The 16,016-nt window shown below is 73.2% G+C and carries 14 protein-coding genes; 4 read left to right on the forward strand and 10 right to left on the reverse strand.

The window, feature by feature from the left end:
• Positions 1–3: 3 nt before the first annotated feature.
• The 8 genes from ACRQ4C_RS06430 to ACRQ4C_RS06465 all read right to left on the reverse strand — a co-directional run bounded on the left by ACRQ4C_RS06430 (position 4) and on the right by ACRQ4C_RS06465 (position 9,358).
• Complete coding sequence (locus ACRQ4C_RS06430; RefSeq protein WP_439690533.1) at positions 4–759, reverse strand: hypothetical protein; 756 nt, start codon at positions 757–759, stop codon at positions 4–6.
• Entirely contained in the window at positions 744–1,739 is a 996-nt protein-coding gene (locus ACRQ4C_RS06435; RefSeq protein ID WP_439690534.1) for a hypothetical protein, read from the reverse strand. Before ACRQ4C_RS06435 ends, ACRQ4C_RS06430 begins: the two co-directional genes overlap by 16 nt.
• Positions 1,740–1,793: 54 nt before the next feature.
• A complete protein-coding gene (locus ACRQ4C_RS06440; RefSeq protein ID WP_439690535.1) occupies positions 1,794–2,273 on the reverse strand; it encodes a tetratricopeptide repeat protein in 480 nt (159 codons plus the stop codon).
• A 105-nt stretch (positions 2,274–2,378) separates the two neighbouring features.
• The gene (locus ACRQ4C_RS06445) at positions 2,379–4,304 is read right to left on the reverse strand and encodes a DUF6807 family protein (RefSeq protein ID WP_439690536.1); all 1,926 of its coding nucleotides are present in this window, start codon (positions 4,302–4,304) and stop codon (positions 2,379–2,381) included.
• 2 nt (positions 4,305–4,306) lie between these two features.
• The gene (locus tag ACRQ4C_RS06450; RefSeq protein ID WP_439690537.1) at positions 4,307–6,040 is read right to left on the reverse strand and encodes a hypothetical protein; all 1,734 of its coding nucleotides are present in this window, start codon (positions 6,038–6,040) and stop codon (positions 4,307–4,309) included.
• Entirely contained in the window at positions 6,040–7,023 is a 984-nt protein-coding gene (locus tag ACRQ4C_RS06455; RefSeq protein WP_439690538.1) for a carbohydrate ABC transporter permease, read from the reverse strand. Before ACRQ4C_RS06455 ends, ACRQ4C_RS06450 begins: the two co-directional genes overlap by 1 nt.
• The gene (locus tag ACRQ4C_RS06460; RefSeq protein ID WP_290132240.1) at positions 7,020–7,979 is read right to left on the reverse strand and encodes a carbohydrate ABC transporter permease; all 960 of its coding nucleotides are present in this window, start codon (positions 7,977–7,979) and stop codon (positions 7,020–7,022) included. The genes ACRQ4C_RS06455 and ACRQ4C_RS06460 overlap by 4 nt, the downstream gene beginning before the upstream one ends.
• 95 nt (positions 7,980–8,074) lie before the next feature.
• Entirely contained in the window at positions 8,075–9,358 is a 1,284-nt protein-coding gene (locus ACRQ4C_RS06465) for an extracellular solute-binding protein (RefSeq protein WP_439690879.1), read from the reverse strand.
• A 253-nt stretch (positions 9,359–9,611) separates the two neighbouring features.
• Here ACRQ4C_RS06465 and ACRQ4C_RS06470 point away from each other — a divergent pair, with 253 nt between their 5' ends.
• The 4 genes from ACRQ4C_RS06470 (at position 9,612) to ACRQ4C_RS06485 (ending at position 14,394) form a co-directional block, all read left to right on the forward strand.
• The gene (locus tag ACRQ4C_RS06470; protein WP_439690539.1) at positions 9,612–10,613 is read left to right on the forward strand and encodes a LacI family DNA-binding transcriptional regulator; all 1,002 of its coding nucleotides are present in this window, start codon (positions 9,612–9,614) and stop codon (positions 10,611–10,613) included.
• A 306-nt stretch (positions 10,614–10,919) separates the two neighbouring features.
• Positions 10,920–12,164, forward strand: a complete 1,245-nt coding sequence (locus tag ACRQ4C_RS06475) for a Gfo/Idh/MocA family protein (RefSeq protein ID WP_439690540.1) — start codon at positions 10,920–10,922, stop codon at positions 12,162–12,164.
• Positions 12,161–13,468: a DUF993 family protein gene (locus ACRQ4C_RS06480; RefSeq protein ID WP_439690541.1), complete on the forward strand. Its 1,308-nt coding sequence runs from the start codon at positions 12,161–12,163 to the stop codon at positions 13,466–13,468. Before ACRQ4C_RS06475 ends, ACRQ4C_RS06480 begins: the two co-directional genes overlap by 4 nt.
• Before the next feature lie 35 nt (positions 13,469–13,503).
• Positions 13,504–14,394, forward strand: a complete 891-nt coding sequence (locus tag ACRQ4C_RS06485; protein WP_439690880.1) for a sugar phosphate isomerase/epimerase family protein — start codon at positions 13,504–13,506, stop codon at positions 14,392–14,394.
• 12 nt (positions 14,395–14,406) lie between these two features.
• Here the strand turns inward: ACRQ4C_RS06485 and ACRQ4C_RS06490 are convergent, their stop codons facing one another.
• Together ACRQ4C_RS06490 and ACRQ4C_RS06495 are read right to left on the reverse strand one after the other, a co-directional pair.
• Positions 14,407–15,054, reverse strand: a complete 648-nt coding sequence (locus ACRQ4C_RS06490; RefSeq protein WP_439690542.1) for a class I SAM-dependent methyltransferase — start codon at positions 15,052–15,054, stop codon at positions 14,407–14,409.
• A gap of 83 nt (positions 15,055–15,137) precedes the next feature.
• On the reverse strand, positions 15,138–15,896 hold the full coding sequence (locus ACRQ4C_RS06495; protein ID WP_290132235.1) for a FadR/GntR family transcriptional regulator: 759 nt from the start codon (positions 15,894–15,896) through the stop codon (positions 15,138–15,140).
• Between the last annotated feature and the right edge of the window lie 120 nt (positions 15,897–16,016).

The following is a 16,016-nucleotide window of genomic DNA, read 5'->3' on the forward strand; positions in this document are numbered from 1 at the left end:
GTCTCAGCCGATCGCGGCGATGTGCTCTCGGACGAGCGCCGTGAACCGCACCGGATCGACGTCGCCGGCAGCGAAGCGCGGATCGTCGAGTCGGATCCGGGCGGCGTCGAGTCGGCGTCCGATCGCGGGCACACGGTCGAGCGTCCACCCGCCGATCGCCTCGGGTGTGTGGTGCTGGCGGATCTCCAGCAGGTGCCCGAGGTCGACGAGGTCCTTGGCCGCCCGACGGGACGCAGCCGTGTACGCCTTCATCATCGTGGCGATCTCGACGGACGGCACGGGGACCGTGACCCGTGTCGAGGCGCCGTCGGTGAAGACGACCGTCGTGTCGATGGTGATCGGAGCGTGGATCAGCGCGAGGTCGAACCCCGGGCTGGCGTCGTACTGCCGACCGCCCAGGGTCCGTGGGCGGAACCGGCCGTCGAGCGACTCGACCAGCAGGTCGACCGTGCGCCCCGCGCGTTCGAACCGGTTGCCGGCCGTCGGGACGTAGCCCGCGAGTCGCAGCCGTCGAACGACCGAGCCACCGGCCGCGACCTCGGTGCTGAGGCCGGCATCCGCGTCGATGGTCCGACGCACGAGTGCGCCCGGCACCGGGAACGCGGCGAGCAGCAACCCGACCATGTGGCCGCCGACGATGCGGACGTCGTCCGAGTCGCTGGTCGCGCGGACGGCATCGACCAGGGCGCCGAACGCGAGGTCGTCCGCGTTCGACGTGCTCGGCATCGTCACCGTCGCGCGGATCACCGGTCCGACCACCGAGCGAGGGTGAGCCTGCGGAGATGGGCGACGGCGTCCGCCCGGTCAGCGCCCCGCCCGGACCCCACCTCCCAAGCGGTGACCAGGGGGTCGGTGCAGCGGCTGCTCGGTCCACCCCAGGCGGCGGCGGTGGCGAACACCGTCGGGTCCGATGGGACGACGACCGTCAGCGTCTCGGTGCCGGATGCGGCGGGCACGGCGTGCGCGTCGAGATCGAGATCCGTCCGGGCGTAGAGGACGGCCGCGGAGGGGCGTCGGTAGGGGGCCTGTTCGTCCGCTGCGACGTCGCCGGACAGCAGGGCCGGGGTCGAGGACTCGGCCGCGGCCGCGAGGGCTCGCTCCGCCTGCGTGACGACCGGCGCGACCCCGGCCCACCTCCGTCGGAGTCCGTCCGGCCCGGGGTACGTGCCCACGAACGCGTCCCAGAGCGGCGCCGGGTCAGCAGCTGCCCACCCGTGGTCCGACCGCTCGACGCCGAGCGGTCGGAGCCCGGGCAGGGCCAGTGCGACCGCCTGCTGTGTCAGGCCGGTCTCCTGCGCCAGTCGCGCCTGCGTCCGTGGTTCGGCGGTGCGGACGAGTGCACGCAACAGCGCGAGCCGTCCCCAGGGCCGACGGCCACGGGGTCGTGGCCTCTTCACCGGCCCGGTGACCGGCGCCCTGTGCTCCTCCGTGTCGAGGATGACGACACCGTCGTCGACGCCCGCGACGATCAGTCTGGTGTCGCGCAGCGCCGACCACCGCAGGGACGCGGTGACGTGGGGCACGACGTACAAGACGGCAGTGTGCCGAGGCGAGTCGACGAGCCTGGAGAGCTCACGTTCGACGCGAGCAGGGCCGGGGGCGGCGTCGAGCGCACGGATGCGCGCGTCGTGGACGTGGCCGTCGTGCTCCACGTGGACCTCGCTCGCCGACGTCGCCCTGACGCGTGGACTCCCACCGTCGACCGACCCGAGGAGGTTGAACCCGCGCAGCACGTCCATCCCCGAAGTGTACAAGGAAATGCGGCTCTGACCGGATTTCCTTGTACGCCCCGCTCAGTCGGTGAGTGCCGCCGCGTACGCCCGCACCGACCGGTGGTACCGGGGGAGCGTCGGCTCGACGGCCTCGATCGCCACCCGCAGCGCCTCGTCCACCCGTCCGGCGCTGTGCAGCGCGAGCGCGAGGAACACCCTCGGCGCAGCACCGGTCGCCGGGTGCTCGGGCGCGTCCCGGAGCATCGCGATCGCTTCTTCGACCCGGCCGAGGTTCCGGAGCGTGGACGCGTGCTGCACGACCATGCGCGCCGCACGGTCGGGGTCGACCTCGGCGAGGCCAGCGGCGGTGGCGGCGGCGTACTGCGCGTCCGCGTCTGCCTCGCGTCCGGTGGAGTCGTACGCACCGCCCAGCTCGAACGCGGCCAGTGCCGGGTGCGGTGCAGCGGCCGCGAGCGACGTCATCCGCGCCACGAGTCCTTCGTCGTCGAGGTCCGCCGCCCACAGCGTGGCGACGTCGTGCTCCCACGCAGCGTCGGTCATCTCACGACCGTAGCGCGCATGTCGCGACGACAGCTCGCATGTCGCGACGACAGCTCGCATGTCGCGACCGTAGCCCGCCTGTCGCGACCGTAGCGCGCCGGCAGGTCACCGCCCGTCGCGCACCGACGCCCGGAACGACCGCACGAGCGGCACGTCCGGCCGCACGGTCACGGGGGAGCGCCACGCGAGCGCCGACCCGACGGCGGGGTACTCCTCGACACGGACGAACCACGGGTCGTGGTGGTCGAGCGCCGTGACCCGGACCGTCGCCGGCCCACCGTCGAAGTCCGCCGTCCACTCGACCCACGGTGTGACGGACCCGTGCACGGCCGCTTCACCGGCGGCGTCGGCGGTCCGGACGGACACCGGGCCGCACGGGGGGAACCGCCAGAAGAAGCCGCCGTACCCGGCACCGACGCGCCCGTTCGACCCGGGGCCGCCGAGCCGGACGGGGGCGGAGCCCGGCGCACGGAACGACGACGACCAGTCGAGCGTCCAGCCGTCCTGCTGCCCGGCCCAGGTCAGCACCCGGTCCTCGTGCAGGACGACCCCGCCGTCGGGACCGCGCCAGACGAGCTCCTGCCTCAACCAGCCGGGCCGCTGTTCGGCGTGCACGACGTCGACGCGGCCGTGGTCGTCCCGCCACACGTACCCGTCGCCGTGCACGTAGGTGCGGCCACCCCAGCAGTTCACGCCGTCGAGGTCGGGGATCGAGAACCCGACGCCGCAGTGCCAGTCGTGGTCGCCTGGGTGGTGCGCCGACACCGTCACGCCGCCGCGGGTCCGGACGGGGTGCAGGTAGGGCCGCGGCGACGACGTCGGGATGGTCCCCGAGCCGTCGAGGACGGTGGCCACCGGGGCACCGTCGACCCGGAGCGTCGCGAGCACGTCGTCGTGCGCCGTGTGCGCCCACGGTGCTCCGACCTCGGAGAACAGCGCGAGCCGATCGGCCGCCCGGTCGACGATCGCCTCGACGTCGGCGACGAGCGGTCGGCGCGTCGGACCCTCGCCCTCCCACGTGACCCAGGGGTGGTCGATCTGCACGGGCTCGGCGGCGCGGACGGCCTCGAGCACCTCGACGAACGCCCCCGTGGAGGCGAGCGGCACGAGGAGCGGCGTTCCGCTCGCCCGGTGGTCGAGCAGGTTCTCCAGGAGCTCGGTCCGCTCGTACGTCGTGGTCGCCCCGTCCACGGTGACCTCGTCGGTCGTGTAGCCGAGGACGGCCCGTCCCACCGCACCCGTCACCCGGACGGTCGGGAGCACCTCGGTCGGCGCGCAGAGCGTGAGGGCTGCCGTGGCCTCCCGGCCAGCGGTCGTCGTGACCCGGACCGCCGAGGTGTCGTCGCCCTCGATGGCGTTCGCGCGGTACAGCTCGACCTCGACGCGGGCGACCTCCGTGGCGCGACGGCAGCCGACGAGCGCGAGTGCGGTGGCGACGGCGTGCGCGAGCGGGTTCGTCACGACGCCGTCGAGGACGTCGACGCCGGCCACGCGCCGACGGCCGGCCCAGCCCGAGCGGGACCAGTAGGCCTGGTCGCGCGTCCACGTCCCCACTGCGGCAGCCGACCGCACCGGGCCCACGACCGACCCGTCGCGGAGGGCCGGGAGCGCGGCCGAGCCGAGGCTCTGGAACCCGACCTGCACGACCCGGCCGGTGCGGCGCTCGGCGTCGAGCAGCTCGGCGAGTGCGGCCCGGGTGGTCACGGGCGGCTTCTCGAGCAGGACGTCGGCGCCCGCCTCGAGCGCGGCGAGCGCGAGCGGGAGGTGCGCGCCGATCGGCGCGGCGACCACGACGACGTCGACGGCGCCGTGCTCGCGAGCGGCCGTGACGTCCGCGACGACGGGCACGCCGCCGTCGGTGTCCACGCCGAGCGTCGGGTCCACGACCGCGGTCAGCACGCACCGGCCGGCGGCGCTCATCCGGTCGATGGTCGCGCGGTGGTGCAGTCCGTACCCGCGGGCGCCGACCAGGACGATGCCGGGAGGCCCGCCTCCGGTCCGCCCCGCCGGTCGCGGTCCGTCGTCGGGCACGGTCACCCGATCACCGCCGTCGCGGCACCGGTGGTCACGTCCTCGGCGTCGGTCGTGCGCGGAGTGCCGAGCACGAGGCGCGTGCGGCCCGGCGCCCGTCCGGTGACGTGCACGTGCCGGCCCTCGGGTCGGTCGGTGCCGCCGAGGAACGCGTAGTCCTGGCCGGGGGCGTAGAACGCCGGTTGCCCGTACCCGGTGCCGCCGCCCGGTCCGAAGATGATCGTCGATCCACCGGCGCGGTGGGTGCCGGAGCCCGCGACGAGGACGGTCTCCCCGGTCGCGGCGTCGGTGCTCACACCGGTCACCGTACCCCCGTCGCGGAAGGTCAGCTGGAGCGACCACGGCACGTCGGCGCCGTCGGTCTCGAGGTCGAGGACCACCCGCTCGGGCTCGACGGCGAGCGTGACGACCGTGCGGAGCGACACCTCGTCGACCGCGCGGGACCCGAACGCCATGGAGCCGGAGAACCGGCCCTCGTCGCCGAGGGCGTAGTCGCCGTCGGCCCGTCGGTCGGCGGGGACGAGCGGCTGGTGGTAGCCGGCGGAGACGGTCTCGCTGAGTCGCCACCGTCCGTCCCCGAGATCATCGAGCGAGGTCGGCCGGAAGGGGCCGAGGCCGAAGAACTCCCGCGAGAGCCGGACGTCGGAGAGCACGGCGTCGCCGGACAGCACGCGGAGGAACGTGGGGCTGTTCGCGAGCCCGGAGCGCACGTGGCCCTGCGCCGGCACGTCCGACCCGGCGAAGACGACGACGTCCCGGTGCGCCTCGCGGACGTGGACGAGCCGGGCGCCGTCGAACACGGTGGTGCCGAGGGGGAGTGGCTCCGGGGCGGGTAGCGGTTCGGCGAGGAGCGGGTCGGTCATCGCGCGGGCCGCGGTCACGGCGGGCTGCCACATCGGGGCGACGGCCGCGCGGGCCGCCACGGCGGCGAGGTCCCCGCGCTGGTCGAGCACCGCGACGTGCCAGAGCAGCGGCGCGAAGGGCCCGATCCCGAACGGCTCCGACTGGTCCTGTCGCCGGGACTGCACGGTCTCGACGGTGTCGTCGCGGAGGAGCAGCGCGAGGGTGGCGTCGAGCGAGCGCCGGACCGGGTCGACGAGCGCCGGTCGGTCGAGCACGTCGGCGAGCACGAGGAACGACGGGCAGGACACCGCGGCGGCGTAGTTCGGGCTCCGTTCGGACCACAGCCCGTCGGCGTCGATGTCCGGCCCCTCGGCGAGCCACTCGTGGATGCGCTCGACGAGGGCGTCCGACGGGTGCAGGCGGTGGATCCGGGCGAGGGCCGCGCTGATCTCCCACCGGTGGTTCGGCGTGTGCACGCCGCCGGTCAGGAGCGCCGGGGTCGCCCGCTCGACGATCCGGTCGAGGTCGGCGGCGAGTGCCTCGGCGGCCGGGTCCCGGTCGCGCAGCGGCTCGAGCAGCTCGAGGGCGTCGCACACGTCGTTCACCGTGAACGCAGAGTCGGGCGGCGAGAGCACGTTGTCCCCACCGACGAAGGTGCCTCCGGCCGACTGCCGGGTGGTGAGGTGCCGGACGTACCCGTGCGCGGTGGCGAGGTCGTCGTCGGGGAGGCGATCCGGGCCTCCCGGCCGCTCGTGCCGGACCCGGGCACCCACGAAGGCGAGGGCACGTGCCATCAGCTCGCGGTGCGACAGCGCCGCCGGGTCGCCCGGCGCCGTCCGCCACGCGGCGAGCTCGGCTTCGGCGGCGGGGCCGACCGCGTCGAGGAACCCCATCAGTCCTTGAGCCCCGCGTTGAGATCCGCGCCGTTCACGTACTTCTGGAACACCAGGTAGATGAGCAGCAGCGGCAGGATCGAGATCACCGAGGCACCGAGCAGCACGGTCCAGTTGACGTTCTCGGCCCCGACGATGCTCTGCAGGGCGATCTGGATCGTGAACTGGTGCGGGTCGTTGAGGACCAGCAGCGGCCAGATGTAGTCGTTCCACCGCCACTGGAACGAGAAGATCGCGAGCGTCAGCATGATCGGCCGGGAGATCGGCAGCATGATCCGCCAGAAGATCCCGAACTCGCTCGCGCCGTCGATCCGTGCGGCCTCGACGAGGTCGTCCGGGACGGTGAGGAAGAACTGCCGGAACATGAAGATGCCGGTCGCGGTGATGATCGACGGCACGATGATGCCCGCGAGCGAGTCGTACATGCCGAGGTCACGGATGACGATGAACGTCGGCGCGAGGATGACCTCGGTCGGGAGCATGGTCGTGGCGAGGATGCACACGAAGAACACCTTGAGCCACCGGTTGTCGTACTTCGCCAGGGCGTACCCGGTGGCGGCACTCGCGAGGACCGTCAGCACGGTGGTCACCAGGGCGACGACGATCGTGTTGCCGAAGTAGCGGGCGAAGTCGAAGCTCTGCCAGGCCTCGACGAAGCCGGACACCGACCACTGCTCCGGGAACAGCGTCAGGGGGTAGGAGAACAGTTCGCCGCCGGGCTTGAACGCGCTGAGGACGAACCACAGCACCGGGAACCCGAAGCCGATGATGAAGACCCAGAGGAGCGCGCTGACCGCGATCGCCTTGGGCTTCGGCACCCGGTCGAGGCCGCCGCGGGTGGCGGCCCGCTTCGCCGCACGCTTCGCGGCGCGTCGGCCGGCGGTGGTCACGGATCGGGTCATGTCCCCATCGCCCGCGTCGGGGCGGGTGGCGTCCGGGTTCGCGGCGCCGGGTGCGCCGGCACCGGGCAGGGTCGTGGTCATCGGCGCTTCTCCGTCCGACGGTTCACGGCCAGCTGGATCAGGGCGATGGCCATGAGGATGAGCATGAGGACCATCGACGCCGCCGAGGCGTAGCCGATGTGGGCGTTCTGGAACCCGTTCGTGTAGATGTACTGCACGAGCAGGTTGTTGTCGGTGCCGGGGCCGCCGCCGTTGAGGGCCTGGATCGTCGCGAACTCCTTGAACGCGCCGAGGGACGACAGCAGCACGACGATGAACGACGTCGGCGCGATGCTCGGCAGCGTGATGTACCGGAACTGGTGCCAGGCGCCGGCGCCGTCGAGCGCGGCGGCCTCGTAGTAGGAGCGGGGCACGTTCCGGATCGCGGCGACGAAGAGCAGCATGTTGAACGCCGACCCCGCCCACGCGCTCGCGAACACGACGACGAGCAGCGAGAGGTCCGCGTTCGACTGCCACGGGACGGCCTTGCCGCCGAGGGACTCGACGACGAAGTTCGCGAGGCCGAAGTTCTCGCCGAACATCCACCGCCAGATGACGCCGGTGACGATCGGGGAGATCAGCCACGGGACGAAGAACACGATGCGGGCGACGCTCCGGCCCTTGGCGGCGGGACTCGTGAGCATCAGCGCCATCGACAGGGAGAGGACGAACCCGAGGGGGACCGCGACCACGGCGTAGAGCAGGGTGCGGACGAGTGCGGCGTAGAAGGTGTCGTCCTGGAACAGCTCGACGTAGTTCTGCAGCCCGATGAAGTTCGGGGAGACGACGCCGTTGTAGTCGGTGAACGAGTAGCCGAGGCCGATGACGGCCGGCCAGACGAAGAACACCGCGAACAGGACGACGTTGACGCTGACGAAGGCGATCGGTGCCAGCAGGGGCTTCCGGACGCCGGAGCGTCGGCGGCGGGTGCCGCGGCCGGGGGGTCGGACGGTGTCGCTGGACGGCACCGCGCGGGGGACGGCGGTCTGGGTGCTCACGATGGTCCTCTTCGTTCGTCGCGGTCGTCGTGTTCGTCGGGGTCGTCGGGGGGGAAGGCGGACGGGCCGGGCGCTCGCGCGCCCGGCCCGCTCCGTCAGCCGACGTGGTCCTCGTAGTACTTCGTGATCGTCTCGAGCGTCTGCTTCGCCGACTGCTGGCCGTTGATGAGCTTCCCCACCTCGGCCGTCGTCGGGTCGGTGCCGAGTTCCTTGCCCTCGACACCCCAGCGGGCGCTCTCCTTCGCGTAGGAGCTCGAGATCGGTGCCGCTGCCTCGATCTCCTTCTGGTACAGCGCGAACGAGTCCTTCGCCGCCTGCGACTCGAACGGGTACGTGATGTCGAGGCCGGACTCGACGGGCAGGAACCCGTTCGTGGTCACGAGCTTCGCGTAGTTCGTCGGGTCGTACATGTAGGCGATGAACTTCTTCGCCGCGGCGCCACGGGTGTCGGAGTTCTCGAACCCGACGATGTTGCCGCCGTAGTTGATCTCCGTCGCGTGCGTCGGGTCGGCCGGGGTCGCGGCGCTCGCCCAGTCGAAGTCGGTGATGTTCGACGCGAAGTCGGACGACTGCCAGACGCCGGAGAAGTACGCGACGACCTGACCGCTCTTGAACAGCGCGTTCGGGTCCTGCCCGCTGGTCCACACCGACTTCGGCATCGTCTTGTCGTCGTTCATGTCGGCGAAGTCCTGCAGCGCCTTCACGGTCTTCGAGTCGGTCGGGAAGGAGCCGTCCTCCTCCTGCTGCATGAAGTCCGTGCCCTTGGTGAACATGTACGCCCGGAGTCGCGAGGGCGAGGAGTCGAACACGAGGTCGTACTTCGCGCCGGTCTTCTCCTTGACCTGGTCGGCCTTCTGCAGGAACTCGTCCCAGGTCCAGGCCTTCGACGGGTCGGTCGGGTAGGACACCCCGGCCTTGTCGAACAGCGACTTGTTGACGAACAGCCCTGCCGCGGTGACGTCGGACGGGATCGAGGTGACCTTGCCGTCCTTGTCCTTCGCGATGATGTCCTGGTCGATCTTGTTCGCGTCGTCGTCGACGATGGACGCGAGGTCGACGGTCTTGCCGGTCCAGATCGGGTCGATGCCCGCGGCACGGACGACGTCGGGGAGCGAGTTCGCCTGGGCGGACTCACGGAGCTTCGTCTGGAGACCGTCGTAGGGGAGGTTCACGATCTTGACCGAGACCCCGCTCTCCTTCTCGTAGGAGTCGGCGAGGTCCTGGTACCCCTTCTCCTGCGCGGTGGAGGTGGACAGCCAGAAGGTGAGCTGGTCGACCTTCCCGCCGTTCGAGCCGGAGCCGCCGGACGCGCAGCCGCTCAGGAGGGCGAGCGCGGCGATGCCGCCGGCGAGGGCGAGCATTCTCTTCGAGGACTTCATCGTCACTGCTTTCGTTCGGGACCACGGCGTGCGCCGCGGGTGAGCGTTCAGGGGGTCTCGGCCGAGTGCCACAGGTCTACACGAGCGAACGCTGGTTGGCAAGCGCTTTCCAAAATCATGTGATGACAACGCGACCTGCGCCGCCGAACGGCGCGGTCGGCGGCGGAAATCGCTATCCTCGCGCTCAGACCGCGGTCGCGGTCCGGACTGGAGGCACGACATGCCGGAGCGGGGCACGGTCACCCTGGCGGACGTGGCCGAGCGTGCAGGCGTGTCGCTCGCGACCGCCTCGCGGGCGCTCAACGGCAGCGCGCGGAAGGTCCGGCAGGAGTCACTCGACCGGGTGCACGCCGCCGCGCGGGAGCTCCGGTACACCGCCAACGTGCAGGCCCAGGCGGTCGCCCGCGGGACCACCACGACCCTCGCCCTCGTCGTGGGTGACATCGCCGACCCGTACTTCGCCGCGATCGCCGCCGGGGCGATCCGCGCCGCCGACGACGCCGGACTCGTCGTCACCATCACCTCCACGGGCGGGGACGCCTCGCGCGAGCAGGAGGTGCTCGCCGTGGTCGCCGGCCTCCGCCCCCGCGCCGTGGTGCTCGCCGTCAGCCGCAGGCTCGGTGCCGCGTCCGACACCGGAGCCGCGGTGCAGGCACTCGTCGCCGGCGGTGCCGGGGTGGCCGCCCTCGTCTCCGACCTCGACGGCGGGTCGGTGCCGGGCGTCGAGGGGCTCGTCATCCGCAACCTCAGTGGAGCCGCAGCGCTGGCCGGAGCCCTCGTCGAGCAGGGGCACGACTCGTTCGCGGTCCTCGCGGGCGACCCGACCCTCGCCACCGCCCACGCCCGCTACGAGGGGTTCGTCGCCGGGCTCGCCGCACACGGGCTCGCGGTGCCCGACCACTGGGTCGTGCCGTCGGCCTTCACGCGCGACGGCGGTCACCGCGCGATGGAGACCCTCCTCGACGCCGCCGCCGGGGGAGCGGCACCGCTGCCACGCTGCGTGTTCGCGGTCACGGACCTCATGGCGGTCGGGGCGCTCGCCGCGATCCGGGAGCGTGGTCTCGTGCCCGGCGTCGACGTCGGCGTCGCGGGGTTCGACGACGTCCGGATGCTCGCCGACGTCGTCCCGGCGCTCAGCACCGTCCGCCTGCCGCTCGAGGAGATCGGGGCGCGGGCCGTCCGGCGTGCGCTCGGTACCGACGCGGGCGGCGCGGTCGACGGCGAGGTCGTGCTGCGCGCGAGCACGGCCCGGTAACGCGCGGCGAGGTCGCTTCTCGGCACTGGGTCGGCACCGATTGCTGTCGCGAGATGGGCGTGCTGCACCGGTGCACGAACGTCGAGGTTCCACGACACTTCGCGCATTCGGCGCCGAGGTTCCACGGAGCGCCGCTGTGGGCCCCGAGATCCCAAAATGCTGCAACCTCGGGGCGGGCGTCCGTACCGGGTGACACATCGCGATTCGTGTTCGAGGGGCTGCGGAGCGCTCACACCGTGGTGTACGGTGCCTGGCAAGCGCTTTCCGTATCGGTGGAGGCGGCCACGGCGAGCAAGGGAGCACGCGATGACCACACGCACGATCGGCATCATCATGCACGGCGTCACGGGGCGCATGGGGTACCGCCAACACCTCGTCCGCTCGGTGCTCGCCATCCGCGAGGAGGGCGGCGTGCTCCTGCCCGACGGCACCCGCGTGCAGCTCGAACCGATCCTCGTCGGGCGCGACGCCGCCAAGCTCGAGGAGATCGCCACGCGCCACGGCCTCGAGCACTGGACGACCGACCTCGACGCCGCGCTCGCCGACCCCCGCTGGCACGTGTTCGCCGACTTCGCCGTGACGAGCGCCCGTGCCGGAGCCCTCCGCAAGGCCATCGCCGCCGGGAAGGCCGTCTACACCGAGAAGCCGACCGCCGAGACCTCCGCCGAGGCCCTCGAACTCGCCCAGGCCGCTGCCGACGCCGGGGTCCCGAACGGCGTCGTGCACGACAAGCTGTACCTGCCGGGCCTCCGGAAGCTCCGCCGGCTGATCGACTCCGGGTTCTTCGGCCGCGTCCTCAGCGTCCGGGGCGAGTTCGGCTACTGGGTGTTCGAGGGGGACTGGCAGGCCGCGCAGCGCCCGAGCTGGAACTACCGCAAGGAGGACGGCGGCGGCATCGTCGTCGACATGTTCCCGCACTGGAACTACGTCCTCGAGCAGCTCTTCGGTCGTGTCGAGTCCGTCTACGCCCGGGCGGTGACCCACGTCGGGCAGCGATCCGACGAGCAGGGCCGTCCCTATGCCGCCACCGCCGACGACGCCGCGTACGGGGTGTTCGACCTCGCCGGGGGCGTCACCGCGCAGATCAACTCGAGCTGGGCCGTGCGCGTCGACCGTGACGAGCTCGTCGAGTTCCAGGTCGACGGCACCCTCGGCAGCGCGGTCGTCGGGCTGTTCGGCTGCCGGATCCAGCCGCGCACCGCCACCCCGAAGCCGGTCTGGAACCCGGACCTCCGCGACGAGCGCGACTACCGCGGGCAGTGGCTCGAGGTCCCCGACGAGGAGTACGGCAACGGCTTCCGAGCCCAGTGGGAGGACTTCGTCCGCGACCTCGTCGCCGGACGGCCGCACCGGTACGACCTGCTCTCCGGTGCCCGCGGGGTGGCGCTCGCCGAGGCCGGTCTGCGGTCCAGCGCCGAGGGCCGACGCATCGACCTTCCGGAGCTGGACCTGCGCACCCCGGCCGAGCCGCGCCTCCAGGCCGACGCCGAGACGGAAACAGCGCACCCCGCCGCGGCGCGGGCCGCCGACGCCGAGGCCGTCAGCGCATGACCGCCCGCCCCGACCAGCTGACGCTCCTCGCCGCCGACGGCTCCGTCACCACGGAGCCGCTGCGCGAGCCGCTCGCGGCCGTGCAGCCGGCCGCGAAACCGACGGCGCCGCTGACCGAACGCGTCGTGTACGCCGCCGCGCACGTGGTCCCGCGCGCCGCCGCGGACAACACCCCCGGAGCCCCGGCCGACCTCGACTGGGACGCCACCCTCGCCTTCCGGCACCACCTCTGGTCGTGGGGGCTCGGCGTGGCCGACGCCATGGACACGGCGCAGCGGAACATGGGCCTCGATCCTGCGGCGACCCGCGAGCTGGTCACCCGCAGTGCCCGCGAGGCGCAGTCCGTCGACGGCCGGCTCGTCGTCGGGGTGAACACCGACGACCTCCCCGACGCGCCGGCCACCGAGCAGCAGGTCGTCGACGCCTACGTCGGACAGCTCCACCACGCCGAGGACACCGGCGCGGGGGTCGTCCTCATGGCCAGCCGACACCTCGCACGCCTCGCACGCAGCGACTCCGACCCCGCCTCGACCTACCGGCGCGTGTACGCGGCGGTCCTCTCGCGGGCGTCCGCCCCGGTCGTGCTGCACTGGCTCGGCGAGGCGTTCGACCCGGCGCTCGCGGGCTACTTCGGCGCGACCGCCGGCCGGGCCGACGGCGGCGCGACCGGCGCGGACACCGTCCTCGCCGTCATGGGCGAGGCCGGCGACCGCGTCAGCGGCATCAAGATGAGCCTCCTCGACGCCCGCGCGGAGACGGACCTCCGTGCGCGCCTCCCCGAGGGCGTCCGGATGTTCACCGGCGACGACCACCACTACGTCGACCTCATCGCCGGTGACGGCACGCACCACTCCGACGCCCTGCTCGGCGCCTTCGCGGCGCTCGGTCCCGTCGCCTCGGCCGCCGTGCAGGCCCTGCCCGACGAGACGGCGTTCCGCGCCCTGCTCGGCCCGACCGAGGCGCTCTCGCGCCACGTCTTCAGCGCACCCGTGTGGCACTACAAGACCGGCATCGCCTTCCTCGCCTGGCTGAACGGCCACCAGCCCGCCTTCACGATGGTCGGCGGGCTGCACGCGGGCCGCTCGCTGCCGCACCTGTCCGAGACGGTCCGGCTCGCGAACGCGTGCGGCGCCCTCGAGGACCCCGCGCTCGCAGCCCAGCGCTGGCACGACCTGCTCGCGCTGGCAGGGGTCGCGGCGCCGTCGACGTCGTCGTCGGTCTCGTCGGCGTCGTCGTCGGCCGCGTCGGCCGGGAGGCACGGCTCGGCTCCCGACGCAGCACACCTCGCCGGGGTGGTCGCGTGACAGCCGGGGGCCGGCTCGCCACGCCCGCCGACACCGTGGACGCGCCGACGACCGCCGCGCCGCACCCGCGGCTCTCGATCAACCAGGCGACCGTCAAGTACGCGACCCTCCCCGAGGCGCTCGACGTCGTGTCGGCCGCCGGTGTCGGGGCGATCGGCACCTGGCGAGAGCCGGTCGCCGCCGTCGGGCTCGCCGAGGCCGTCCGCATCGTGGCCGACTCCGGACTCCGGGTGTCGTCGCACTGCCGCGGCGGGTTCTTCACGATCCCGGACGGCGCCGGACGCACCGCAGCGCTCGACGACAACCGCCGGGCGATCGACGAGACCGCCGCGCTCGCCGCTGCCGGGGCACCCGGGTCCGCGCCCGTCCTCGTGCTCGTCGCCGGCGGCCTGCCGGACGGCTCGAAGGACCTCGTCGGCGCCCGGTCCCGCGTGTCCGACGCGCTCGCGGCCCTCGTGCCGCACGCGCTCGACGCCGGGGTCCGGCTCGCCGTCGAACCGCTGCACCCGATGTACTGCGCCGACCGTGCCGTGGTGTCGACGCTCGCGCAGGCGCTCGACCTCGCCGCGCCGTTCCCGGCCGCCGCGGTCGGGGTCGTCGTCGACACGTTCCACGTGTGGTGGGACCCGGCGCTCGAGACGTCGGTCGCACGCGCGGGGGCCGCCGGCCGCATCGCGTCGTTCCAGGTGTGCGACTGGACGACCCCGATCGCCGCCGACCCGCTGCTCTCCCGCGGGGTGATGGGTGAGGGGCACGTCGACTTCGGGCCGGTGACCGCTGCCGTGACGGCGGCCGGGTGGACCGGGGACGTCGAGGTCGAGATCTTCAACCAGGCCGTGTGGGACGCGCCGGCGCCGGAGGTCGTGGACCGGGTCGTCCGGGCCTTCGCCGCCGAGGTGCCGCTGCCGCTGCCGCTGCCGCGCTGACGCGACCCGGGCTCAACGTCGCCGGACGAGCACCACGCCGTCGACGGTGTGGTGCTCGTGGCCGTCCTGGGTCGTCGCGGTCCGCGGGCGTCCGGCGGCCTCGAGGACCTCCCACCCGTCGTCGAGCAAGAGCGCCGCGAGGTCGTCCGACGGAGACGGGAACCGGTACCCCTGGAGCTCCTCGGGCAGGTCGCCGTGCGGGGGAGCGGCGTGCGCGGTGACGAGCAGGTGCCCGCCCGGTGCGACGAACCCGGCCGCCCGACGGAGGATCGCCACGCGCGGGATCTCGACCGGCCACGACTGCAGGAACGACGCCGTCACGAGGTCGAACCGCGCGTGGGTCTCCCACGACGCCAGGTCCGCCGCGACGAACGCCGTCCGTTCCTCGACCCCGGCTGCGACGGCCGCCGCCGAGGCCCGGGTCAGCGCGGTCACGGACAGGTCGACCCCGACCACCGACCACCCGCGCTCGGCGAGCCAGACGACGTCACCGCCCTCACCACAGCCGAGGTCGAGCGCCCGACCGACCGGGAGCCCCGCCGCCACCGAGGCGAGCACGGCGTTGACCCGGCCCGACCAGATGCCGTCGCGCTCGGCGTACCGGGCCTCCCACCAGGAGCGGGCGTCGGTGTCGGACGTGGGGTCGTCGTGGAGGTGCACGGGGGTACTCCAGCCGACCGACGCCGTCGACCGCAAGCGGTGTTGCCGGGACGGCAACGCCTCCGCCGCCGCTCCGCTCCGGATCAGCTGGCGTCGGCCTCCGCCGGGACGGGCTCGGCGTTCTCGATGCGGGCGCTCGCCGTGGCCATGTGCTCGTCCATCGCCCGCTGCGTCGCCGCGACGTCCCCGGCGCGCAGGGCAGCGAGGATCGCCCGGTGCTCGTCGTACGCGGCCTCGGTCGCCTGCCGCGTGCGCACCCGTCGACCGACCCAGACGCTCAGCATCGACCGGAGGCTCTGCAGCAGGTCCGCGAGCACGTCGTTCCCCGCGGCCCGGGCCATGAGGACGTGGAACCGGACGTCGGCGTCGATGAACGCGTCCGGGTCGTCGAGTGACTCCTGCTGGCGGTCGAGGTAGGTCTGCAGCTCGTCGAGCTGCTCCGGGGTGGCCCGCTGCGCCGCGAGGATCGCCGCCGTCCGCTCGAGCGAGGACCGCACCTCGAGCAGTTCCCGTGTCCGGTTCGAGGCGAGCATGAGCCCCCACGAGAGCGTCGTGGGCAGCAGGTCCGAGGTGCCGCCACGCAGGTAGGTGCCCGATCCCGGTCGGATCTGCACGATGCCGAGGATCTCCAGCGCCGCGAGGGCTTCCCGCACGGCGGACCGGCCGACACCGAGGCGCTCGGAGAGCACCCGCTCGGACGGCAGCCGGGAGCCGGGCGCCAGGTCACCCGCGGTCAGCAGGGACACGAGCTGCCGCGCGACCTCGGAGGCGGGGGACCCGGCCGGCACCGACTCGAGTTCGAGGCGGATGTTGAGCGGGTCGTTCTCACTGAACGCGGGCATGGGGCGAGCGTACCGGTCGGTCAACCGGTTCCCGCTCGCCCGCGCCGGGCCGGGGGTCGCGGTGGCTGTCCGCGTGCTCTGTCGACCCTCCGACCGCGCAGCATGGTCAACCGGTTGACA

Source organism: Curtobacterium sp. SP.BCp (genome assembly GCF_051903255.1).
GTDB lineage: Bacteria > Actinomycetota > Actinomycetes > Actinomycetales > Microbacteriaceae > Curtobacterium.

What these genes read in the sequence shown, in the direction of transcription:
- ACRQ4C_RS06435 (WP_439690534.1), bottom strand. Translation starts at nt 1,739, where the DNA reads ATGGACGTGCTGCGCGGGTTCAACCTCCTCGGGTCGGTCGACGGTGGG.
- ACRQ4C_RS06440 (WP_439690535.1), bottom strand. Translation starts at nt 2,273, where the DNA reads ATGACCGACGCTGCGTGGGAGCACGACGTCGCCACGCTGTGGGCGGCG.
- ACRQ4C_RS06450 (WP_439690537.1), bottom strand. Translation starts at nt 6,040, where the DNA reads ATGGGGTTCCTCGACGCGGTCGGCCCCGCCGCCGAAGCCGAGCTCGCC.
- ACRQ4C_RS06455 (WP_439690538.1), bottom strand. Translation starts at nt 7,023, where the DNA reads ATGACCACGACCCTGCCCGGTGCCGGCGCACCCGGCGCCGCGAACCCG.
- ACRQ4C_RS06465 (WP_439690879.1), bottom strand. Translation starts at nt 9,358, where the DNA reads ATGAAGTCCTCGAAGAGAATGCTCGCCCTCGCCGGCGGCATCGCCGCG.
- ACRQ4C_RS06475 (WP_439690540.1), top strand. Translation starts at nt 10,920, where the DNA reads ATGACCACACGCACGATCGGCATCATCATGCACGGCGTCACGGGGCGC.
- ACRQ4C_RS06480 (WP_439690541.1), top strand. Translation starts at nt 12,161, where the DNA reads ATGACCGCCCGCCCCGACCAGCTGACGCTCCTCGCCGCCGACGGCTCC.
- ACRQ4C_RS06495 (WP_290132235.1), bottom strand. Translation starts at nt 15,896, where the DNA reads ATGCCCGCGTTCAGTGAGAACGACCCGCTCAACATCCGCCTCGAACTC.